Genomic DNA, 24553 nt, shown 5'->3' on the forward strand with positions numbered 1-24553 from the left:
AAATTTCTCCTAAATATATATTGTCATCATTATAGCATAAAACCGCTTTTAATCTCACAAAAAAAGACTGAAACCAACACATAAACCACATTAATTATCAAAATATTTTGTTTTATGTTGATTTATGTGGATTGTTTGATTATAATCATAACCAAAGAGGTGATAAGTTGAAGCATTATATAGCTGTTGATATTGGGGCGTCTAGTGGTAGAGCTATCTTAGCAAATATCGACAATAACCAGATTAAAACACAAGAAATCAATCGTTTCGCCAATGGTTTTACAACACAGAATCAACAGGAAGTGTGGGATGTTGACTATTTATTTGAAGAAATTATTGTTTCTTTGAAAAAAGCTAAAGCTATGGGCATCACAGAGTGTTATTTAAGTATAGATACGTGGGGCGTAGACTATCTTTTTTTAGACCACAAAGGGAAGCGCTTACAAAATGCCGTCTCATATAGAGATTCAAGAACGGATACAACGATGGATAAATTATTCACTGAAGTTTCCAAATATGATATTTTTCAAAAAACTGGAATTCAATTTTTAACTTTTAATACAATTTATCAGTTGTTTGAAGAGACACACGCATTAAAAGATCAAGCACATGATATTTTGCTTATTCCTGATTATTTGAATTATTTACTTACCAATGAGAAAAGAAATGAAATTACCAATTTAAGTACGACACAATTACTCTCAGTGCATGATCATTCATTAGATCAAGCGTTACTAACATCAATAGGAATAGATAAGGCACAATTTCCAAACACGATTGAACCTGGCACATACATAGGCGAAATCAATGCAGACTTAAACATCCAGGATGATTTACCTGTGACACATGTTTATGCCACAGCATCGCATGATACCGCATCAGCTGTTTTAGGTTCTGTTGGAGATGCATTTAAAAAATGGGCTTTTTTATCAAGTGGGACTTGGTCATTAATAGGTAAAGAATTAGAAAGCCCAATCGTAACTGAAAAAGCATTAGAACTTGGATATTCTAATGAACGCGGTATGAATCACACCTATCGCTTCTTAAAAAATATTATAGGTATGTGGATTATACAGCGGATACGCAAAGATTGGCCTGAAAATTATACATTTCCTGAAATGGTAGAGGAAGCAAAGCAACATCAAGACTTTAAAGTTTATATCGATTTTAACGATCAACGCTTTATTAATCCTGACTGTATGGTGGATGAAATTAAAAATTACTGTATTCAGACAAACCAAACAGTGCCACAAACGTTAGGTGAAATTGTGCAAAGCGTCTATATGAATCTGGCAATAATTTATGCAATTTCCATAGAAGAGTTAAACGAAATAACAAGAGAACCAATCGAAGTAATCAATATTGTTGGCGGTGGTTCCAACAATGACTATTTAAATGAACTTACGGCCTTGTATACAAATTGTGACGTCATTGTGGGGCCAACAGAAGCGACAATTTATGGGAATTTGGCAGCAACAATGATTGGCACAGGTGAGTTTGAAAATATTCAAGAAGCTAGAGCGGTAATTAAGCGTTCTACAGATACGACAAAGATAGACAAACCGGAGTTAAAGCATATAGCAAATCAAGATATTAAGACATTCAAGGGGGTTACTCATTATGAGTACGTATAATAAGCAAGCATTTGAAGCAGCAAAAACACAATATGAGACATTAGGCGTTGATGTAGAGAAAGCATTAGCTAAATTAAAAGATATTAAAATCTCTATCCATTGTTGGCAAGGAGACGATGTAGAAGGTTTCCTTTTCAATCAAGAATTATCAGGAGGCATATCAGTTACTGGTAATCATCCAGGTAAAGCAAGTAATGGAGCAGAACTTAGAAGTGATTTAGAAGAAGCTTTAAAGCATATTCCAGGAAAACATAAAATTAATCTACATTGTATTTATGCCGAATCTGAAGAAGCAATCGATTTAGATGAAATCGAGCCAAAGCATTTTGAAAAGTGGGTGCATTGGGCAAAAGAGAATGAATTGGGATTAGATTTTAACCCAACATGCTTCAGTCATGAGAAGTCAGAAGATGGCTTTACATTAGCGCATCCGGATAAATCAATTAGAGACTTTTGGATACAACATTGTAAACAATCTAGAAAAATCGGTGAATATTTTGGTAAAGAGCTCGGTCAACCTTCAACAACAAATATTTGGGTACCAGACGGTTATAAAGACACACCGGTAGATCGTTTAACACCTCGCAAACGTTTGATGGAGAGTTTGGATGAAATTTTAAAAGAAGAAATAGACGAAAGCTACAATATCGATACATTAGAAAGTAAATTATTTGGTATTGGTTCTGAAAGTTATGTTGTGGGTTCTCATGAATTTTATATGGGTTATGCCTTAACAAGAAATAAACAAATATTACTAGACGCCGGACATTATCATCCAACAGAAGTGGTGTCTAACAAATTATCGGCACTCAATTTATTTACAAAAGGTTTAAGTTTACATGTTTCTAGACCAGTAAGATGGGATAGCGATCATGTGGTTACATTGGATGACGAATTGAATGAGATAGCCAAAGAACTCATTTATAACGATTTACTTAAGAGTACAGCAGTTGGTTTAGATTTCTTTGACGCATCTATTAATAGAGTGGCTGCATGGGTTATTGGTACTAGAAATATGCAAAAAGCATTGCTTAAAGCATTATTAGATCCTATTAATGAATTAAAAGAAGTTGAACAAAGCGGTGATTTTACGAGACGTTTAGCGTTACAAGAAGAAATGAAGATGTATCCGTTTGGCGCGATATGGAATGAATTTTGTAGCAGAAACGATGCTGAACCAGGATTGGATTGGTATGAGCCAATTAAAAAATACGAAGAAAATATTTTACAGGAAAGAGGAATTTAATTGGAAAACTTTGTAGATTCTCCCTCGGTTAAAGAATTATCTAAGATTACACATTTAATGTATCACAAAGGTTGGGACGAACGTAACGGAGGCAACATATCTTGGATATTAGATGCTGCCAAGGTTCAACCGTATTTATCAGAAGATGGAAGAAATATAAGAAACGTAAGTCTGCCATTTGAGGTGCGTCCATTAGCGAATAAATATATTCTTGTCACTGGTACAGGAAAATACTTCAAAAATATTATAGACGATCCACAAGATGCATTAGGTTTAATTAAAATTGCAGCAGACGGTAAAAGCTATAACATTTTATGGGGTTTTGTGAACGATGCAGTAGCAACAAGTGAATTGCCAACGCATTTAATGAATCATATCCAACGTTTAGAAGTCGATGCTACACACCGCGTTATTATGCATTGTCACGCCACACATACGATTGCGATGACGTATACGCACGAATTAGATGAAAAGGCATTTACGAAAACATTATGGAAAATGTGTACAGAATGTCTCGTTGTATTTCCAGATGCAATTGGTATTATTCCGTGGGTGGTACCTGGCACAGAACAAATAGGACAACTCACTTCAGAAAAAATGAAACAGCAAAGATCTGTGATTTGGCCATTTCATGGTGTATTTGGAGCAGGACATGATTTAGACGAAGTGTTTGGTCTGATTGAAACCATTGAAAAAGCAGCTGAAGTATATACGTATGCGCAAGCACAAGGTGGTATTAAACAAACGATTTCGGATGAGAATTTATGGGAGTTAGCTCAAGGATTTAATGTTGAACCTAAAGAAGGTTACTTAGAGGTTGAGGTGAGATAGATGACGCGAATTGCAACGGTGATGTATGTCAATGAAGGTTCTTATGATGCATATAAACGAAGACATGATGAACTATGGCCTGAAATGAAACAGTTATTAAAAGAGAACGGCGTGCATGACTACAGTATCTTTCTAAATGAAGCCACTGGAGAATTATTTGCAGTACTTGATGTTACCGATAAAACAGCATATGACAATATGGCGCAAAATCCGATTTGTCGGAAATGGTGGGACTACATGGCTGATATCATGCAAGTGAATGAAGATAACAGTCCTAAATCAACTGAATTGAGAGAGATGTTCTATTTGAAATAAACGAAAAATGGGGATGAGGTTATGAGTTTAAAACCTAAAAAGACAAATGGCTGGCTGGCAACAATTGCAGTTGCGATGGCCAATTATATAGAAGCGGGTTCAATTATTGCAGCAGCGAGTAGTTTATCACTCTGGCAAGCATATTTAAATATTGATAATTGGCAGATGGGCTTACTGAGTGCATTAAGTGCGAACGCGTTAGGTGCAGCAATTGGTGCATTAATCGGTGGTCCATTAACAGATAAATTAGGTAGAAAATTTATCTTTAAATACGATCTATTATTATATATGGTAGGTATTTTAATTATCATGCTATCTGTTAATTTATCAATGTTACTTACAGGTACAATCATTGTTGGTATAGCTGTAGGTATAGGGGTACCTGTAGCTTGGACATATATTGCAGAAGAAGCACCAGAAAAAGAAAGAGCAAAACGTGTAGGAACTGCACAATTAGCTTGGTCTATTGGACCAGCAATTACTTTTACTTTAGCAGTTATGTTAGCGCCATTAGGATTATTAGGCTCAAGATTAATTTTTCTACATTTGTTTATCATCGCGGGTGTTACGTGGTGGATTAGACAAGGTATGGAAGAATCTAAAATCTGGGAAGAAGAGAAGGAAAAAGAACAAAGAGAAGCTTCGTTTAATGTTAAAAAGACATCAGCTTTTAAAGAATTATTTACTAACCCAGTGAATTTAAAAGCAATGTTATTACTTATAGGAATTTATTTATTTTGGAATTTAACGTCTGGCGCCATGGGGTACTTTATGCCCTTTATTTATGAAAGCGTCGGTGGTCTGAGTGGTGCACAAGCCAACATTTTACAAGCGATTTTATGGCTGTGTACAGTGATTACGACTTACTTTGGATTTATGAAATTAGGAGACCGTATCAGTCAAAGATTACTATTTAGTATTGGTGCAACGATGGGTATTGTTGCTTGGATTATATTGACCTTTGCACCTATGAATTGGATATCACTGATTTTATTTGTTTTATTATGGGGATCAGCAGCAGGTATAGGTGCCCAAGCCTTTTATGCATTATGGACAAGTGAACTATTCCCAACCCGTTATCGTGCCTGTGCGCAAGGCTTGATGTACTTTATAGTACGAGCAGGAATATCAGTATATACATTTGTATTACCTACCATTTTAGCATCACTTGGATTCAAAATTACTGGAATCATTATGATTTCATTTTTAGTTATTCATGCAGTCATTGGCATTGTCCTAACTCCTAAGACACAAGGTAAGACGTTAGAACAGATTGAACGTGAAAGATATGGAGAAAGGGCAAATAGTAGCGTAAGCATTACACCAGAAACAAATACCATGATTCAAGAAGGGGAGAGTAAAATATGATAAATATTAAAGATTATATTAACGGTTCATTTGTAGAAAGAAACATGGAAGATGCAATTGATGTGAAAAATCCTGCAACTGAAGAAACAATTGCAAAGTTATACAGAGGTTCAGAACAAGACACTAAAGAAGCTATCGACTACGCAGATAAAGCCCAAACGAAATGGAGCGAACTGCCAGCAATTGAGCGAGGCAACTACCTTAAAAAAATTGCAGCAGGTATTCGAGAACGTAGTGAAGAAATTACCAAAGTCATTATGCAAGAAGGTGGTAAAATATATGATTTAGCGAACACGGAAGCCTTTTTTACAGCAGATTATATAGATTATATGGCAGAGTGGGCAAGAAGATATGAAGGAGAAATCATACAGAGTGATCGTAAGAAGGAACATATTCTAATGTACAAAAAAGCTCTGGGTGTTACTACAGGTATTTTGCCATGGAACTTCCCGTTCTTCTTAATCGCACGCAAAACAGCGCCAGCACTTATTACTGGAAATACAATTGTAGTTAAACCTTCAGAAGAAACACCTATAAATGCGCAAATATTCACTGAGATTTTAGATACAGTTGGCTTACCACCTGGTGTGTTTAATTTAGTGAACGGTGAAGGTAGCGTGGTGGGTAATGAGCTTGCGAGTAATAGTAAAGTCGCACTCGTATCTATTACTGGTAGTGTCTCAGCAGGTAAAAAAGTAATGGAAGCTGCAAGTAAAAATGTAACTAAAGTTAATTTAGAATTAGGTGGTAAAGCACCGGCAATTGTCTTAGAAGATGCTAATTTAGATAAAGCAGTTCAATATATTATAGATTCACGTATTATTAATACGGGGCAAGTGTGTAACTGTGCTGAACGAGTGTATGTACATTCCAGTATAAGTGAAAAATTCACACAACGATTAGTTCAAAAAATGAGCGAAGTTCGTTTTGGTAATACGTTAGAACATAATTACGACATGGGTCCTTTAATTAATAAGCAGGCTCAAGAGCGTGTGCATAATCATGTTAAAAAAGCTGAAGCACAAGGTGGCGTAATTAAATGTGGCGGAGAAATACCTGAGCAACAAGGTTACTTCTATCCAACTACAATCATCACAAATTGTGAAAATAGTATGGATATTGTTCAAGAAGAAGTCTTTGGACCTGTATTGCCAATTGTTGAATTTGATACTTTTGAAGAAGCAATTGAATTAGCAAATGACAGTAAGTACGGCTTAACATCTTCTATCTATACAGAGAGTATCCAAAAAGCATTTACAGCAGTAGAAAAATTAGAATTCGGTGAAACATATATAAATAGAGAAAACTTTGAAGCAATTCAAGGTTTCCATGCAGGCGTAAAACAATCAGGTGTTGGTGGAGCAGACGGTAAGCATGGCTTAGAAGAATATTTAAGAACACATATCGTATATATGCAGTTAGATGAATAAATAATTTACAACCGAGCTTGTTTATAGAGAGTCTTGTGGGGGCGGGATAGGAAATCAAATTTTGATTTCTATTCTGCTCTCGTTTTAATTATAAGAAGCGTAGAGCAACACATATATGAGCCATATAAAAATGCGATGTAGAATAAGTGAGAGTACGCAATAATGATGAAAAATTACTATAAATTTTTAAATTATCTCATTATACATTGACATATAATCGTCAAAATTTCATAATGGTAGTTATATATATGAGAAATCTAAAAATTCGCACAACTATGTTTGGAATGATGACTATCAACGAAGTGAAAAATTTATGTAAAACGCATACAAGTTTAACACCACAGGCTACACAACATATCGTAGAAGTATCTGATCATTTACAAATGATTGCTGATTTAAATAGGGCGAATGTGTTTATTGATTGTCCTACTAAAAAAGATGGAGAAGTTATAGTAGTAGCGGAAGCCATACCTACAAATGACGAAGGTTTATACCAAGGTTCAGTCATTGGTGAAAACGTGTATGAAAAATTTGAACCCGCTGTATTCCAAGTGTTGGAAGGAGATGATTTTGCACAACATCGTGCAATCACTCAAGAAGGTAAAGTCGTAGAACAAAGTGTTACACCAATTAAATTGGAAAATGCCATTGTTGGCACGCTGATTATGGAAATAGATGTAAGCAACAAAGTAATGGAAGAAAAACGATTAAGAGCTTTGACACAGGCAACAACAACATTAAGTGATATCGTCTCGCAAAATAGTGATAATCCAATTTTTGTACCGGATATGATTGAAGAAAGTTTATTTGATTTAGACAACACATTAGACATCCGCTACTATAATTTAGCCGGTGAGACAATGGTTAGAGATTTAGTGGGTGTCGATTGTGAAGCGGGATTGAATTTCGTAGCATTGTTTCCGAGCATTAAAGACATGCTTACAGATGGTCGTGTTATTACAATTGAAGAACGCGAGCTTAAAGGACACTACTTTCAAGTGAAATGTATTCAGTTACTTGAAGAAGGCGTAATGACAGGTCATTTAATTCTACTGAAAGATATTACAGATTTGAAAGAAAAGGAACGCGAACTTATTTCTAAATCTGTAGCAATTAGAGAAGTACATCATCGTGTGAAGAATAATTTACAGACCGTAGCCAGTTTACTGCGCTTACAGATGAGACGCGGTTTGCCAAATGGCAGTGAAAAATATTTCCAAGAAAGTTTAAATCGCATTCTAAGTATCGCATCTGTGTATGAAGTCATTCTAGATGAATCATCGACAGATACGGTGAATATCGATAAATTGATTAAAAAGATAGGTAATATGGTCGTTTATAACGAATCATCGAATAAAACCTTACATATTACATATCAGACAGATGAACATATTAATTTAGTATCTAATATTGCAGTCTCTGTAGCGTTGATTGCGAATGAATTAATTACGAATTGTCTAACACATGCTTTCAACAATCAGACTGAGGGTATAATAAGCGTAACGCTAGCTTACGATACAGAATCGGATACCGTAAAGCTTGAAGTTCAAGATACAGGCGAAGAAGAGAGTGCTTTTCTACCATCATTTGGATTGAAAATTGTTACTACTATAGCAGAAAATGATTTAGAAGGTACATTTAACATTGACCGTAATTCAATTGGAACAATAGGTAAAGTTGAATTTCAACACAAAGGGGTGGATTGAAATGAAATCTATTATGGTAGTTGAAGATGAAGCGATTGTCCGAATGGATATAGTAGAAATGCTTGGGGAAGCAAACTACAATGTCGTCGCAGAAGTAGGTAATGGAGAAAAAGCAATTGAAGCCGCAGATCAATTTCGGCCAGATTTAATTGTCATGGATATTAAAATGCCGAAATTGAATGGTTTAAAAGCCAGTAAAATTATTGGTAAGAAACATGATATTCCGATACTTATCCTGACAGCATATAGTCATTGTGAGTACGTTGAAGAAGCTAAGCAACAAAATGTCGTAGGTTATATCGTTAAACCTATATCTGAGTCACAATTGCTACCAGCTATTGAAATTGCAATGTCGCAATCAGATAGTATGGGTAAACTCAAGCAAGAAGTGAGTGATACACGTTTGCAAATGGAACATCGGAAACGTATAGAAAAAGCAAAAGGCTTATTAATGAAGCAACTTGATTTAACGGAAGAAGCTGCTTATCAAAAGCTTAGGAGAAACAGTATGGATAACCAAATAGCTATTGAAAAAGAAGCTTCAGCAATCATTAAACAATTGGGGTAATAGCATTACAATACAAGTGAATATAATCAAGCAAAGGTGCTTATTTGAATTAATCAAATAGGCACCTTTTTGTTTTTTTATAGCTCATAAAAATGGGGGGAACTATCATGGAACATATTGGTACAGTGATTATTTACATTATTATGGTATGTGCAGTGTTAGGTGCTTTTGGTGCAATTCGGAATGCGAATGAAGGTATAGGGAAGGAATTTATGGAAGGTATTTATACCATCGGACCTATCTTTGCTAACTCAGCAGGTATTATGGCTTCTATTCCATTCATATCGCAGTTTATAGAAAAATTCTTTGGACCACTTTTTGATAAAATTGGTGCGGATCCCGCTATAGCTGCAACATCAATACTCGCGACAGATATGGGGGGATATCAACTCGCAGATGTATTAAAGGATAGCTATGAAGGTTGGATTATGGCAATGATTGTTGGTTTTATGGCTGGTGCCACAATCGTGTTCACAATACCGCTTGGTCTACCAATGCTTGATAAACGAGATCATAAATACATGGCTTTGGGTATTCTATCAGGATTGTTAGCCATTCCTTTTGGCGTATTTATTTCTACGGTAACTATTTTATTTAGTCATACAAAAATCCGTACAGTGATTGATACAACGAGTGCAGCCACTCACGTTTTTCAAATCAGTTTATCCACTGTATTTATCAACTTATTACCATTAATTATTTTTGTAGTAGTAACAGCCATTGGACTGTATTTCTTCTCGGATATTATGATTAAAATCTTTATTGTCTTTGGTAAAATACTAGATTCTTGTATTAAATTGGTCTTTGTATTTTCAGTAGTAGAAATATTTACAGGATTATTTACAACAGTTTTTGGTGTCTGGGGATTCGATCCAATTATGGCGGATAGTGAAGATAACTTTAGGGCATTAGAGAACGCAGGGAATATTGCTATTATGTTATCGGGTGCATTTCCAATGGTTTATTTAATACGTAAGTACTTCTCTAAAGGTTTGCATACTGTTGGTAGTAAAGTAGGACTCAGTGAAGTAGGTAGTGCTGGGTTTATCGCTACAATTGCTAATATTCTAGCTATGCTCAAGTTAGTAAGAGATATGCCACCTAAAGATAAAGTGTTAAATATCGCATTCGGTGTCTGTGGTGCATTCTTATTAGGAGATCATTTGTCATATACGGCAAATTTTCAGCCAACGCTCATACCAGCTGTATTAATTGGTAAATTGAGTGCGGGTATTATAGCAATATGCTTTGCTTACATTCTATGTATCCCGAAAGCGAGAAAATTGGAAGAAATTGATAGACGTGCCGGCATCATTGGAGAGCATGAATATTTAGATAAATAAACTGAAAAACAGGGACGGGTCATAAATACCTCAGTCTCAATTTTAAAACACCAATCTATTATTTTCTAATGGATTGGTGTTTTAAAGTTAAAATAATCCGATTTTAAAAGCGCATGCTTGCCTGGGGAATAGTATGGCTCGAGCCTATAGTCTCTCACTCATACTATTTCCCTAGGCGTCAGCGCTTTACAAAAATGGTTCAATTATATAACTATATATAATTGAAGAAACACGTCATGAAATTTATTTAGAACACAGTAAAAGGAAGCGGGAATATGAAATCAAAATGTAGAATTTGATTCCGTGTTCCTGCTTCCTTAAAGGCTGATTCTATAGAGAGGTATTAGAAGTAGTTTGCAGTGATACCGCCGTCTACGTTCATGTTTGCACCGTTTGTCCAATCCGATTCATCTGACGCTAAGTATAACGCGGCGTTGACAATATCTTCTGGTTTGCCAAATCTTCCAGTAGGTTGTCTGTTTAATCTCGCATTTTTAGCTTCTTCATCTGCAACTAACCATTCCATTAATAAGGGTGTTTCAATCGGACCAGGGCTGATTGCATTTGTACGAATGCCTTTAGGACGGAATTGAATTGCTAATGATTTCGTTAAAGATACGACGGCACCTTTTGAAGCGGTGTACGCATCTTGAGGCACTGAACAACCCATTTCAGCAACAAATGAAGCTATATTAATGATAGATCCAGAGTTGTTTTTTTCCATTTCTGGAATAACATATTTTGTCATAAAGAAAATACCTTTAACATTAATATTCATAACTAAGTCCCATACGTCTTCGCTTGTATTGACGACAGAGTTATCTGCTTCTGGCATGACACCAGCATTATTATATAGCACATCAATTTTTCCATAAGCTTCAACTGTATCGGCGACCGCATTTTTAACATTGGCTTCATTAGCAATATCCACTTTGAAAAAAGAAGCTTCTCCGCCATTATCTGTGATTGCCTTCACAGTCGCTTGACCGGCTTGTTCATCTCTTTCGAATACTGCGATTTTACCGCCTTCATTTGCAAACATTTGTGCAGCTACTTTACCCATGCCACCGCCAGCACCTGTAATAATACATACTTTGTCTTGTAATCTCATAATCGTTTTCCTCCTCAGTAGTATATTTAGCTTTGTTCAAAGTAACGCGAACGTTCCCAAGTTGTTACGAAAGAATCGAAGTCATTCTGTTCTGATTGTGCAGCTTCTAAATAATGATTCGCGACATCTTCACCAAGGACTTTTGTCACAACATCACTATTTTTCCAAGTTAAGATAGCCTCGTGTAACGATGATGGGATACGGTCGATATTATCTTGTTCATAAGCATTACCAACTAGTTCATCAGTAAGTTCGATTTTATTTTCTATACCATATAAACCAGCACCAATTAAAGCAGAGTAAGCTAAGTATGGATTCATATCTGCACCTGAAATACGTGATTCAAAGCGTAATGCATTTTGTTCTCCTACAACACGGTAGCCAGCAGAACGATTGTCTTGGCTCCATGCAATACTTACCGGTGCCCATGAGTTAGGCGCAAAACGTTTATAAGAGTTTACGTAAGGCGCAAACATTAATGAAAAATCTCTCGTAAATTTAATGATACCTGCTAAGAAATGTTTCATCGTTTCAGATTTTGGTTCTTCTGCGTCATCACCTGCATAGAAAGCATTCGTTTTCGTGCCTTTTTTCATCATACTTAAATGAATATGACCGCTTGAACCTGTCCATGCTTCGTAAGGTTTAGCCATGAATGTTACGGATTTATCATTTTGGATACAGATTTCTTTCATACCATGTTTGAACATAATATGTTGATCAGCAGCATCTAAGGCGTCTGAGTATTTTAAGTTGATTTCGTGCTGTCCTTTATACGCTTCACCTTTTGAAGATTCGATAGTAATGCCCATTAAGTGCATTTGATTTCTAATTTCTTGATAAATTGGTTCATTCTTACTACCTTGCAATAAGTTATAATCTTCATTTAAATGACCGGCAGCTTCTAAATTGTCGTATCCTTGTTTCGAAATATCTTCAAATGAATTATTGAATAAGTAGAATTCAAGTTCACTTGCCATATGTGGTGACAAGCCTTGTGCTTCTGCTTTATCAATTTGTTGTTTGAGAATGTTACGCGGCGCAATTGCAATCGGTTCACTGCCATCTACGGCATACACATCACAAAAGACCATCGCAGTGTGTTCTAACCAAGGCACCACTTTTAAAGTATTCAAGTCAGGCACAGCTAAATAATCACCATAACCTTTGTCCCAGTTCATAAATTCAAAATTATCGTTCGTATCCATTTCAAAGTTTGTACCTAACAAGTAGTTACAGAAATGTGTACCATCAGATATATCATTTTCTAAAATGAAATCACCCGTGATTCGTTTCCCCATCAAACGGCCTTGCATGTCACAAAAGCCCATGATAAGTGTATCGATATCATCAGATTTAACTAATTCAAGTAATTGTTCCTTTGTAATATCGCCAGTTACTTTTTTGCCTTTAATATTGTTATTCATATATGACAACCCCTTATTAGTTTATTTAAGTAAAGATAATGAAATATATTTCAATTCTAAGAACCCATCTAATCCAAAGTGACTGCCTTCACGACCCATTCCACTTTCTTTAATACCGCCAAATGGTGCTTGAGGGACACTTAATTGAGTACCGTTAACACCAATCATGCCAAATTCTAATTTTTCACTGATTTTATAAACCGTATTAATATTATTAGAAAAGAAGTAAGCAGCTAAACCATATGGTGAAGCATTTGCAATATCAATCGCTTCATCTTCGTCGTCGAATGTAATAATCGGTGCGACAGGGCCAAATATTTCTTCCTGTGCAATAGCCATCGTTCGTTCAACTCCTGTTATGACAGTAGGTTGATAGAAAAGACTTGATGTAGAAATGTCAGCTTTATCTCCGCCAGTTTCAACTTGAGCACCTTGTTTCATAGCATCTGCGACTAAGTGTTCAACTTTATCAATCGCTTTTTGATTAATGAGCGGTCCTACTTGCGTATCCTCTTGATCACCTGGGCCGACTTTGATAGTTTTTACACGGTCGATAATTTTCTGTGTCATCTCTGCTTTAACATCTTTGTGTACAAGTACAACGTTGATACCATTACACATTTGACCACTATTTTCGAACTTGTTATCAACAATCGCGTCTGCAGCGTTATCTAAATCGGCATCGGGTAACACAATCGCTGGTGCATTGCCCCCGAGTTCGAGCGAGATACGTTTGACTTGATCAGAAGCTTTACTCATTAATTTCTTACCAATTGGTGTGGAACCTGTGAACGACATTTTTCTAACACGCTTGTCCTCAAATAGTTTGTCTGAAATGACTGAAGAACTACCAGTAACAATATTTGCGACTCCTTTATCAATGCCGGTTGCCATTAATTCATCGAAAATCGCAATTGCAATTCTTGGTGTTTCACTTGATGGTTTGACGATTACAGTACATCCAGCAGCTAATGCAGGTGCCACTTTACGTGCAACCATTGCGCCAGGGAAATTCCATGGTGTAATCAATCCACAAACGCCTACAGGTTGTTTCGTGACTGAAATGCGTTGATTCTCTGATGAAGGTGGAATGACTTCACCATAAATACGTTTCCCTTCTTCAGCAAACCAACGAATGAATTTAGCACAAACTCCGACTTCACCAAAAGCTTCTGCGTAAGGTTTGCCTTGTTCTTCACTCATAATCGTTGCGAGTGCTTCTTGTTTATTTAATAAATTGACTGCCCATTGTTCTAAATAACCTTGCCTTGTTTCAGCAGTATAATTCGACCATGTTTCAAAAGCAGTGGACGCACTATCAATTGCTTGTTGCACGATGTCCTCAGTTACACTTGGTACTTTGCCAATTGAGTTTCCATTCGCTGGATTAACGACGGCGATGCTATTGTCTGTTTCAACTTTTTCACCGTTTACCCAGTTATAATTTAAATTACGTGTCATATAATCTCCCCTTAATACGCAAAAAGACGCCTATATACTCAATTTTTGTTAATTGAGATATAAGCGCCTTTGCTTAGTTGTTATTCACTTGGAAAAAACTAAAATCATATTATTGAAACCCTTTTCAATTTCGTGTTAATCAAATGTTACTAAAATTTTTAAATCTTGTCAATATTCAGATAATATACTATACTTTGCACAAATAAGCATAGGGGGTAGATTGAATGGGCAAAACGTTGGATTTATTACAAAAATTAATTACTTTTGATAGTTCTAATCAAAAAGTTGCAAATGAAACCATTGATTATTGTAAGCAGTGGTTAGAAGAACAGGGACTCAAACCTGAAATTATAACGAACAATGATTATAAGATGCTTATATGTAATGTAGGCGAAGGTAGTAAGCGACTCATTCTAAATGGACATGTTGATGTGGTGAGTGGTAAAGAAGCACAATTTGACCCTGAAATTCAAGATGGCAAAATTTATGGACGCGGTTCTGCTGATATGAAAGCAGGTGTCGCTTCATTTATGGTTGCAATAACTGAACTTCAAGATGCTGATTTAGGTGATGCCAGCGTTCAACTTCAATTAGTCACAGATGAGGAAATTGGTGGCCATAATTGTTCTGCTTATTTAACTGACCAAGGCTATTTAGGTGATTTCGTGATTTGTGCTGAACCAACTCAAATTGGAATTGGCTATCAATCTAAAGGACTTTTACAATTTGATATTCAATTAAATGGTAAGTCAGCACATGGTAGTAGACCCTGGGAAGGTGACAATGCCATTATAAAAGCGTATGAAGTATACGAAAAAATAATTGATTTACCGTTTGCGAAACAATCTACAGATATTTTTGATGGTCCCTCAATCAATCTCGCTAAAATCTCTGGTGGTGAGGTTTATAACAAAGTACCAGATACATGTACGCTTTCAATTGATATTCGTTATTTACCTAACCAAGATAAAGATGACATTCTAGAACAAATTAAAGGTGTGACAGATGATGAAATAGCTGTGCATATGTCAGGTCCTAGTGTGAAAAATGAAATTGACAATCCTTATATTCAACACCTTGTAAAAGAAATCAAATCTGTAACTGGCAATCAAGAAGCTAATATTTTTGGACAGCATGGCTTTGCAGATACAAGATACTTTTCAAGATTTGATGTGCCAGCAATTGAATTCGGACCTTCTGGTGATGCGTGGCATGGAGATGGTGAATATGCCGTAGTAGACTCATTAGATCAATATAAAGATATCATTGTAGGTTTTGGAAAAACGTTTAATTAGAAACAGGCAAGTGGTTGAAATAAGAAATTTAGTGAATAAAAAATTTAAATATAAGTAAAAATAAATCCTAACTAGTTATTTGATTAGTTAGGATTTATTTTATTTTAAAATTCAAGTGCCTACAAATATAGAGTTTAATACAGAATTGAGATTAATCTAGTTCGCGAATAAAATTATTGATTAATATGAATAACAATAGTATAAAACATTAATCGTAAGGTGGGAAATTAAAATGGTTCTTATATATATAATTGAAAATGTGTACTAAAATTGATTTAAATTTATTAATATTGACTATAAGGTGTTTTTTAAAATAATTGATAATTACACATGAATTAAAAGGGGAGAAGGTACGATGGAAGTATCCAAGTTTGCTCATTTAGAGTTAGATGTCAAAGTTGATTTTATAGAAATGATTAACTATTCACTTGCACATAACGATTTTTCACTTATAAATAATATATATATAGTAAACGAATCAGAAGACATAGAGTTGAGAAATGCAAAATTAAAAATATATTCTAATTCAGGTTTTATATATGAATTTGAGCGAGATATAGAAGTTATTGATAAAGAGAATGATGTATTAATACAAAAACCGAGTATTTCTTATAATTATGATTATTTCCGTGAAATTACTGAAAGAATTAAAACACATTTTTTTATAGAAATTGTAGATGAAAATAATGAAACATTATATAAAAAGCCATATAAAATCAATATATTACCTTATCAACATTGGTTAGGTACTAAAATTTATCCAGAACTTACATGTACGTATATAGTCCCTAATGATAATGAAATAAGAAGGATTGTTGCTGAGGCAGGTGTGAAATTAAAAGAATGGACTGGGGACCCAAGTTTTGTTGGTTATCAAGCAGGTGAAAGTGAAAAAGTAAGGTTACAAGCTGCAGCTATTTATGCAGTATTACAAAAAGATAATATTGCTTATAAAAACCCTCCAGCAAGTTTTGAAAGGTTTGGGCAAAACATTCGTTATCCCCAAGAAATTATACAGTATAAAAATGGGACTTGTTTAGATTTAACGTTTTTATATGCCGCTTGTTTAGAAGCAATAGGCTTACATCCATTAGTTGTATTTATTAAAGACCATGCCTTCGTAGGATTTTGGTTACTAGATAAAAATTTTACTGAGCCTTATATATCAGATTACGCAACGATATCTAAACGATTATCTCAAGATATTAAAGATATAGAAGTTATTGAAACAACATCGTTAGTAAATGGCAACGATGCTTCATTTGAAGATGCGATAATAATAGCTCATCAAAATTTAGTTAGTCCTTATAATTTTGAAGGAGTAGTAGATGTTACTAGCGGTAGACAATATGGCATTACACCTATAATGACAAAATCAGATCAATCAGATTATATAATGGAGGGTTATGGAGATAGAGAAACTGTAACAGAAGCGCCTAACACAGTTATTGAGAGATTAGGAAATGTAGAATTTAAAGTGGATTCTATTGAAAAAACAGATATCTGGAGTAGAAATTTGTTGGATTTAACACTTAGAAATTCTATGATTAATTTTAGAATGAATAAAAGCGCCGTTCAGTTAATGGTTTATGACTTGGCGTCGTTAGAGGATGAATTATCCAGTTATGAAAGTTTTAAAGTCATTGAAAAACCAGAAATTTTAACTTTAGAAGAAGCAAATAATTCAGTAATTAATTCTAAAGCACTAAAATCACGTTTTAAAGATATGATAGATGCAGATTTTAAGGAAAATAGAATCAGAAGTTTTTTAACAGAGTATATGCTAGAAAAGCAATTAAAATCACTATATAGAAAAGCAAAATCTAATCTAGATGAAAATGGTGCTAATTCTTTATTTATTGCAATTGGATTTTTGAAGTGGTGTGAACCAGAAATGACAAATAAATTCTATAGGGCGCCATTGCTTTTACTTCCGTTATCAATTGAGAAAAAAAGTGCAAGTAGTAAGTTTCAAATTGAATTAAGTGATGATGAACCCCAATTAAATGTCACATTAGTAGAATACTTAAGACAAAAATTCAATATAGACTTAAGACATCTTATAAACTTACCTAAAGATAATAGAGGAATAGATATTCCATTATTATTTTCATCAATAAGAAAAACAATAATGGATAAAGCAGGCTGGGACATAGAAGAAATAGCTACAATTAGCAACTTTTCCTTTAGTAAATTTGTAATGTGGAATGATTTACAAGCAAGGAAGGAAGAAATCAGTTCTAATTCTAACGTCCAAGCTTTAATCAAAGGTAACTATAAAATCGACCGAAGTTTAGAAGAAATAAATGCTCGTAATATAGAGAAAACAGATAAACCTCATGAATTGAGTACTGGAAGTTTAGTAGATGCATCGCAATTAGAAGCAATTAAAGCAAGTGATCAAAGTAGCTTTGTATTACATGGACCTCCTGGCACAGGAAAGTCTCAAACAATTACTAATATGATTATTCATAATATAAACAAAGGTAAAAAAGTATTGTTTGTTGCTGAAAAAAGAGCTGCCTTAAATGTTGTGAATGATCGTTTGACAAAATTAGGGTTAGAAGATTTTATATTAGAATTACACTCTAACAAGACAAAAAAATCTGTGTTTTTAGATAAGGTAGAAAAAAGTTTGGCTCATAATTTAGAACTACAAAATCTAGATATTGAAAACAAATCTAATGAATTATATAAATTGAAAAATGAATTAAGTGATTATGTTGAAGCCCTTCATAAAAAAGGATTAAGTGGATATAGCTTATATGAATTAATACAGTTACACGAACAATATCATTCAATTCCTAGTAATATAAATTTGAATTCTAATATAGTTAAAACATTTAAAAACTCAGATATAGTGAAAGTTAATGATATTACTACTATTGTTGATAATACAGTTAATCAGCTTAAATATAGTAAAAATAATCATCCTTTAAGTGATTTTAAAGTTACTAAATATAGTATTTCAAAGAGGGATAATTTTCCGGAAATTATAATGCAGTTACAATCATCGATTTCTCAATTACAAATATTATTAAAAAAACATGTAAATGTTAATGAATTGCAAACAATTAACCATATTCAAAACTTTGAAAATGAGATTGATAAATTAGAAGAATACAAACTTAGTGAGCCTTTAAGTGACAATATGTATAGTCTATACAAAGAAGTTACATTAGAAAGTGCTTATAATTATGCTAGTGCAGTATTAACAACATATAGAGATACAAGCAATAAATTATTGAACAAGTATAAAGAAAAAGTATTAGATATCAATACTCAATATTTAAAATCAGAATATGCAGATTTGAATAAAAAAATGTTCAAAAGTAAAAAAACAAAAAAACTAATAGATCACTTAGCCATAGAATTATTGCAACCAAGAGAATTAGAAGAAAAAGAATTTGTCGATGATTTACAACTTATTAGTGAATTTCAAAAGGCAAGAGAAGCTTTACAAAAAAGAAATGAAGATTTTATTAATTCTTTTGGTAATAGTTGGAAAGGGAGAAATACTGATTTAGTTATTTTAGGTCAACAAATCCAGTTTATAGAGGATATTAATCTTCATAATAAAAATGAAGAAGAAAAGAACACAATAAAAAATTTAATAAACTTAGTTATAGAGGACCCTAATGAATTCAACTTATTCAAAGAAAATTTTGCTTTACTAAGATCATCTTCAAACAGTTTAATTAATGATTATAATTTAGATGAACAATTTTTAAAAGATTTACAATTAGAGAAATTAAGAACTAAAACGGAAAAATGGAAAACTAGTATGGAAGATTTTAAAAATTGGACGTTTATTAATGAACAATTCGATGAATTAGAAAAAATATTAAAAATAGATGTGAGAAAAAAATTCTTCGATGAAGAAAATAGCTATAAACTTAAAATGATAGTTTGGAAGGATATCATTGAAAATTTAATAAGAATAAATTTTTCTGAATATGAAGTTCTAGATTCTTTTAATGGATTTGAAATAGAACAAAAAGTCCAATTACTTAAAGAAAAAGAATTTAATGAAATTAGTATCAATAATACTGTAAATAAAGCTACTCAAAATATTAAAGAAAAACGAAATAACGAAGATTTTGAATCAGAATTTTTATTATTACAAAAAGCGATTCGAAGTAATGGTCGAGGTCAATCCATTCGTACAATATTTAATAAAACATCAAATATTATACAAGACTTATTTCCAGTAATGTTAATGAGTCCGTTATCAACAGCTCAATATATAGACCCTGATTTTCCTAAGTATGATTTAGTTATTTTCGATGAAGCATCACAAATTCCTACTGACATAGCAATAGGTGCGATTTCAAGAGCAGAAAATTGTATAGTAGTAGGCGATCCTAAACAAATGCCTCCAACCACATTCTTTGGAGCTAATAACATGGATGAAGATAATTTAGAAATGGAAGATTTAGAAAGTTTATTAGACGATTGTTTAGCAGCGAATTTTCCAGAGAAATATTTGCAATGGCATTATCGTTCTACACATGAAAGTCTGATTCATTACAGTAATTGAACTTACTATAATAACGCATTACAGACATATCCTTCATCCAATGCTTTAAATTCGAAAGTTTCATTTGAAAATGTAAAAGGAATTTATAAACGTGGAACTCAGAGAAATAATGAAATAGAAGCAAAAGCAGTTGTGGAAATTATTATTCGTCATTTGAAAAGTAATAGTAAAGATAGTATAGGAGTTATTACATTTAACATACAGCAGCAAAATACTATTGAAGATTTATTTAATAACGAACTAACAAAATATCCTTTACTAGATTCTAAAAACATGAGTGCTAAAGAACCAGTTTTTATTAAGAATCTAGAGAATGTACAGGGTGATGAGCGTGACATTATACTATTTTCAACTACATTTGGACCTGACGAAGAAGGGAAAATGACAATGAATTTTGGCCCCTTAAATAATAGTGGGGGTTGGAGAAGGTTAAATGTAGCAATTACTAGAGCAAGAAAAGAAATGAAAATTATAACCTCATTTAATCCTGAGGTTATTGATATAAAACGTACAAAAGCAGAGGGTGTAATTGGCTTAAAAGGATTTGTAGAATATGCTAGAAATGCTGATTCATTACCTTCAATAAATAGTAGTATCTCTGCTGATAAAAATGGAATTGCGACTATTCTTAAAGAGGAGTTATATAATCGAGGTATTAATGCAAAAGTACATCTAGGTAATTCTAAATTTAAAATTGATTTAGCAATTATTGACCCAGAGAATAATGATAAATATAAATTAGCTATTTTAATTGACGGGCAGAATTACTATCAAGCCCAAGCAGCAAATGATAGAAATATCATACAACCTAGTGTTTTAGAAGGATTAGGTTGGAATATTCATAGAATTTGGACAATAGATTGGTATGAAGACAAAAATAAAGAGATTGAAAAAGTGCTAAGTAAAATTGAAAGTATCGATAATGAAATGCAGTAAAAATCATTGTTAAAGATTAGAAGGAGCGTGAAATTATGATTAAGCGAACAGCAGAAAAAGTAATGACGTGGATAGGTATAGGTTTTCAAATTCTAACAATTTTAGGAATAAGTTTATTGCTATTTCTTATGAATATGGAAACTGTTAAAGAAAGTATGATTGAAGATGGTGCAATGACAGCTAGTGAAGCAGCTTCTTCATCTCAACTGACTAATGTATTCTTAATAATTGGATTGATTTTAAGCATAGTCCTATTAGTTTTAGCAATTCTTTCAGCAAAGTGGATTGATAAAAAACCTAAAGTAGCAGGAGTTATTTTAATTATTATTGGTGTTATTTCATTATTTGGAAATTGGATTGTTACTATATTGTGGATTGTTTCTGGAATTATGTTATTGGTTAAAAAACCTAAAACTTCGCTTTATAATGAAAGAGAAGTAAAAGATGATGATCCATTTAGTAATCACAGTAATTCAACGCATAAACAAAACGAAGTTAAAGAGCCTTATGATAATAGAAAAGAAGATGTAAAAAAAATAGACGATGATCCATATAAATATTAATTTTCATGAAAATATAAGCGAACGCTCAATTTTAATCATTGCGCGTTCGCTTTTTTAGATAACTAAAAGTGTTTAAATGAAACCTATCCATTGCCAGTAAGTAAAACTAAATAATACGATAAGTAAGTAACCAATAACGGTGATTGGAATACCTGTTTTCAAGAAATCTTTAACGGTAAATGTTTCTGTACCATATGCCAACATAGATTGTGGTGAACTAACAGGAAGTAAGAAGCCAAAGCTAATTACAAATTGTTGTATGAGCACAAAAGCCATAGACTGCTCTCCTAAATCTAATGTCATCGTGAGTGAAATAAATACTGGAATTAATGCTGAAGCCAAGCTTGTGGCACTTGCAAAACCTAAATGAATTAATATATTAAACAAAGAAATTAAAGCAATCGTCATCACTAATGGATAGTGTTCAAGGCCGATAAGTCCAAAGGTTTGATCACTTAGCCATTGCGCAGCAGTTGTTTTTAATAACACATTACCTAAGGAGATACCCACACCAAATACAATAATCGTACCCCATGGAATGCGAGACTCAGCTTCTTTCCATGTCATAATACCAATTTTAGGGGTTAACATGATTGCTAGCGCTAATAAAATAATAGAAGATGAATCAATCGGATGTAACACTTTTTCTGTAGACCAAAGTAAAAGTAATGCAATTGAAATAGCAATGAGACGCCATTCTTTAGCAGTGATAGGTCCCATTTCATGTAATTGTTTTTTGATCAGTTGTTTGCCTCCAGATATTTCGTGTACTTCTGGTGGCATTACTTTTAGCATAATGAAATAAAGTGCAATAGACATCAAGATAGACCACGGACCAGCATAAAGAAACCACTGCCCCCATGAAATATCTATTCCTAATTGATCATTAATAAAATTGATGGCAACGATATTTTGAGCGGCTGCCGTTTTAATACCTACGTTCCAAATAGACACAGCTTGGACTGCCGTGATGACAAGTAAAGCGGCAAGTTTACTATTTTTAGAAATGCCAAAAGCAGTAACCATACCTAACAAAATAGGAATAACTGCCCCAGCACGCGCAGTTGCTGAAGGTACAAAGAAAGCTAGAAAAATGGCAACAATAATTGTGCCAATAACGATGCGGTTGGTCTTATTACCTACCATAGAAAGAACGATGAGTGCGAGACGTTTATGTAGATTTGTAATTTGCATTGCAGTAGCTAAAAATAGTGCAGCAGCTACTAGTGCAATAGCAGTAGATGAGAAGCCACTAAAAGCAAGCTTCAATGCGTTAGTCGTACCGAATAAGCTACTGCCTTCTAAAACTTTACCGCCTGTTTGTGGATTGCCTAGCGACTCAGTTAAATTTTGTACGGGGCTAAATCCTAAGAGCAAGATAATCAAACCGACAATCATCGCTGCAGATACAGGATAAGTGACTGCTTCAGTTACCCATAAGATAACGGCGAATATTAAGATAGCTAATGCACTTTTAGCCATGAAAGGTAAGGTGTCTGGCGTTGGTAATACCATGATAACCACAAGCGCAATGACGCTAATGATTAACCAAAGCGGTTTAAATGTAGTGTTTTTCTTCTTAGTTGAATGCTGTTTCATCTTTAAAGTGCTCCTTTTCTTATTTTTTCAATTTTATAATATCAAATACCTAAAACGTGCTCACTATAATATTAAAAAGTTCATAAAAATGCCTTTAGTTAAGCAGAAAATAAAAAGAAGAGGATGAGAACTTACATTACAATGACTGAAAAAATTGTGTGTATTTTTTAAAATGTTTAATTATTATGAAACAGAGAATAATAATGATGTAGAGCAATGTGCGTAAATTTAAATAAATGATAATAGGTGATTAAATGGATGTAAGGTTTCCAATAGGAGAATTAGAAATACCAGATAAAGTAACATTAGATGATATTCAAAAATGGGCGAAAGAAATAGAAGGTTATACTGAACGCTTAAGAGAGACTGTAGATTCATTAGATGATGAAGCGTTGAATGCAAAGTATCGTGCAGGGAGTTGGACAGTGCGTCAACTTGTACATCATATTGCTGACTCTCAATTAAATATGTATCAGCGTTTGAAGTTAGCACTCACAGATAATAATCCGACAGTACCAGCATTTATTCAAGATGAATGGGTGATGTTGCCGGATAACGACTTACCTATCGAAAGCTCGATTAAGATGTTAGAAGGTATGAACGAACGTATCGTAGCAATTGCTAACAATTTAAATGAAGATCAATTAGTACAAACATTTACGTTAAAAGATAGTGGCGAGATAACCGTAGCTGAAAAAGTTGCAAAATTATCTTGGCACGAAGAACATCACTTAGCACATATTAAAATAGCACTATCTAAATAGTAGAATCTAGAAGGCCGTTCAAATTATGAAAATTTGAGCGGTTTTTTTAATTTGTTATCTAGTTATTTTGTATGATTTATATAGAACTAATGTAAAATAATTCTTAAAAAGGGTGCAAGTAGGATTTTCAATAAATTGCAAATGGAAAAATAAGGTGGAATTGTACACAATTGACAAACAAATTACATAAATATTACGTGTTTATATTATAAATTAATCTGTTTACAGACGTTCATCAAAGCTTTTCTTCACTTTTTATTCATTATGAGTCACTTTTTCACTGTAATTTAGATGTAATGAACATGCGTATATTTTAATTTGACTGTAACCTACAAACATTTTATGGATGTTATAGTATTATTTGTGAGTTGGTTGAAGCAGTAAATTATTTTTTAATTAAATAATTGAAATTCAAC

At 33.5% G+C, this 24553-nt stretch carries 18 protein-coding genes and 1 pseudogene; 15 read left to right on the top strand and 4 right to left on the bottom strand.

Annotation, left to right across the window (positions count from 1 at the left end):
- Positions 1-167: 167 nt before the first annotated feature.
- From ACP3TL_RS12510 to eutH, 9 genes are all read left to right on the top strand, one after another.
- On the top strand, positions 168-1634 hold the full coding sequence (locus ACP3TL_RS12510) for a rhamnulokinase (protein WP_069832549.1): 1467 nt from the start codon (positions 168-170) through the stop codon (positions 1632-1634).
- On the top strand, positions 1621-2880 hold the full coding sequence (gene rhaA / locus ACP3TL_RS12515) for an L-rhamnose isomerase (RefSeq protein ID WP_285325899.1): 1260 nt from the start codon (positions 1621-1623) through the stop codon (positions 2878-2880). Before ACP3TL_RS12510 ends, rhaA begins: the two co-directional genes overlap by 14 nt.
- The gene (gene rhaD / locus ACP3TL_RS12520; protein WP_069832551.1) at positions 2881-3711 is read left to right on the top strand and encodes a rhamnulose-1-phosphate aldolase; all 831 of its coding nucleotides are present in this window, start codon (positions 2881-2883) and stop codon (positions 3709-3711) included.
- Complete coding sequence (gene rhaM / locus ACP3TL_RS12525; protein WP_277580060.1) at positions 3712-4026, top strand: L-rhamnose mutarotase; 315 nt, start codon at positions 3712-3714, stop codon at positions 4024-4026.
- 21 nt (positions 4027-4047) lie between these two features.
- Complete coding sequence (locus ACP3TL_RS12530) at positions 4048-5394, top strand: MFS transporter (protein WP_285325897.1); 1347 nt, start codon at positions 4048-4050, stop codon at positions 5392-5394.
- Positions 5391-6824 carry an aldehyde dehydrogenase gene (aldA, locus tag ACP3TL_RS12535; RefSeq protein WP_069832553.1) on the top strand — a complete coding sequence of 478 codons (1434 nt, stop codon included), beginning with the start codon at positions 5391-5393 and terminating at the stop codon, positions 6822-6824. The genes ACP3TL_RS12530 and aldA overlap by 4 nt, the downstream gene beginning before the upstream one ends.
- Positions 6825-7072: 248 nt before the next feature.
- On the top strand, positions 7073-8530 hold the full coding sequence (locus ACP3TL_RS12540) for a sensor histidine kinase (protein ID WP_226957499.1): 1458 nt from the start codon (positions 7073-7075) through the stop codon (positions 8528-8530).
- A 1-nt stretch (position 8531) separates the two neighbouring features.
- Positions 8532-9098 carry an ANTAR domain-containing response regulator gene (locus ACP3TL_RS12545; protein WP_069816917.1) on the top strand — a complete coding sequence of 189 codons (567 nt, stop codon included), beginning with the start codon at positions 8532-8534 and terminating at the stop codon, positions 9096-9098.
- A 107-nt stretch (positions 9099-9205) separates the two neighbouring features.
- The gene (eutH, locus tag ACP3TL_RS12550) at positions 9206-10441 is read left to right on the top strand and encodes an ethanolamine utilization protein EutH (RefSeq protein WP_069816919.1); all 1236 of its coding nucleotides are present in this window, start codon (positions 9206-9208) and stop codon (positions 10439-10441) included.
- A 343-nt stretch (positions 10442-10784) separates the two neighbouring features.
- On the opposite strand, the gene ACP3TL_RS12555 is transcribed toward eutH, so the two are convergent.
- Genes ACP3TL_RS12555 through ACP3TL_RS12565 form a run of 3 tightly spaced genes read right to left on the bottom strand, consistent with a single transcriptional unit; the run spans position 10785 to position 14440 of the window.
- Positions 10785-11552 carry an SDR family NAD(P)-dependent oxidoreductase gene (locus tag ACP3TL_RS12555; protein ID WP_069818069.1) on the bottom strand — a complete coding sequence of 256 codons (768 nt, stop codon included), beginning with the start codon at positions 11550-11552 and terminating at the stop codon, positions 10785-10787.
- Positions 11553-11578: 26 nt separating this feature from the next.
- Positions 11579-12979, bottom strand: a complete 1401-nt coding sequence (locus ACP3TL_RS12560) for a glutamine synthetase family protein (RefSeq protein WP_081325294.1) — start codon at positions 12977-12979, stop codon at positions 11579-11581.
- Positions 12980-13000: 21 nt separating this feature from the next.
- Entirely contained in the window at positions 13001-14440 is a 1440-nt protein-coding gene (locus ACP3TL_RS12565) for an NAD-dependent succinate-semialdehyde dehydrogenase (RefSeq protein ID WP_069818070.1), read from the bottom strand.
- 224 nt (positions 14441-14664) lie between these two features.
- Here ACP3TL_RS12565 and ACP3TL_RS12570 point away from each other — a divergent pair, with 224 nt between their 5' ends.
- From ACP3TL_RS12570 to ACP3TL_RS12590, 5 genes and pseudogenes are all read left to right on the top strand, one after another.
- Entirely contained in the window at positions 14665-15735 is a 1071-nt protein-coding gene (locus tag ACP3TL_RS12570; RefSeq protein ID WP_069832555.1) for a M20 family metallopeptidase, read from the top strand.
- Between the two features lie 355 nt (positions 15736-16090).
- Positions 16091-20275: a DUF4011 domain-containing protein gene (locus ACP3TL_RS12575; RefSeq protein WP_285325891.1), complete on the top strand. Its 4185-nt coding sequence runs from the start codon at positions 16091-16093 to the stop codon at positions 20273-20275.
- A 69-nt stretch (positions 20276-20344) separates the two neighbouring features.
- Positions 20345-20740 (top strand): annotated as a pseudogene (locus tag ACP3TL_RS12580) (DEAD/DEAH box helicase); the annotation flags it as partial.
- The gene (locus ACP3TL_RS12585; protein ID WP_285325988.1) at positions 20738-21211 is read left to right on the top strand and encodes a hypothetical protein; all 474 of its coding nucleotides are present in this window, start codon (positions 20738-20740) and stop codon (positions 21209-21211) included. The pseudogene ACP3TL_RS12580 and the gene ACP3TL_RS12585, both read left to right, overlap by 3 nt.
- 35 nt (positions 21212-21246) lie before the next feature.
- On the top strand, positions 21247-21774 hold the full coding sequence (locus ACP3TL_RS12590) for a DUF4064 domain-containing protein (protein WP_069832557.1): 528 nt from the start codon (positions 21247-21249) through the stop codon (positions 21772-21774).
- A 72-nt stretch (positions 21775-21846) separates the two neighbouring features.
- Here the strand turns inward: ACP3TL_RS12590 and ACP3TL_RS12595 are convergent, their stop codons facing one another.
- Complete coding sequence (locus tag ACP3TL_RS12595; RefSeq protein ID WP_069832558.1) at positions 21847-23373, bottom strand: SLC13 family permease; 1527 nt, start codon at positions 23371-23373, stop codon at positions 21847-21849.
- A 254-nt stretch (positions 23374-23627) separates the two neighbouring features.
- Here ACP3TL_RS12595 and ACP3TL_RS12600 point away from each other — a divergent pair, with 254 nt between their 5' ends.
- Complete coding sequence (locus tag ACP3TL_RS12600) at positions 23628-24137, top strand: YfiT family bacillithiol transferase (protein ID WP_069832559.1); 510 nt, start codon at positions 23628-23630, stop codon at positions 24135-24137.
- The last annotated feature ends 416 nt before the right edge of the window (positions 24138-24553 follow it).

It is taken from the genome of Staphylococcus caseorum, from assembly GCF_049943195.1.
Classification (GTDB): domain Bacteria; phylum Bacillota; class Bacilli; order Staphylococcales; family Staphylococcaceae; genus Staphylococcus; species Staphylococcus equorum_A.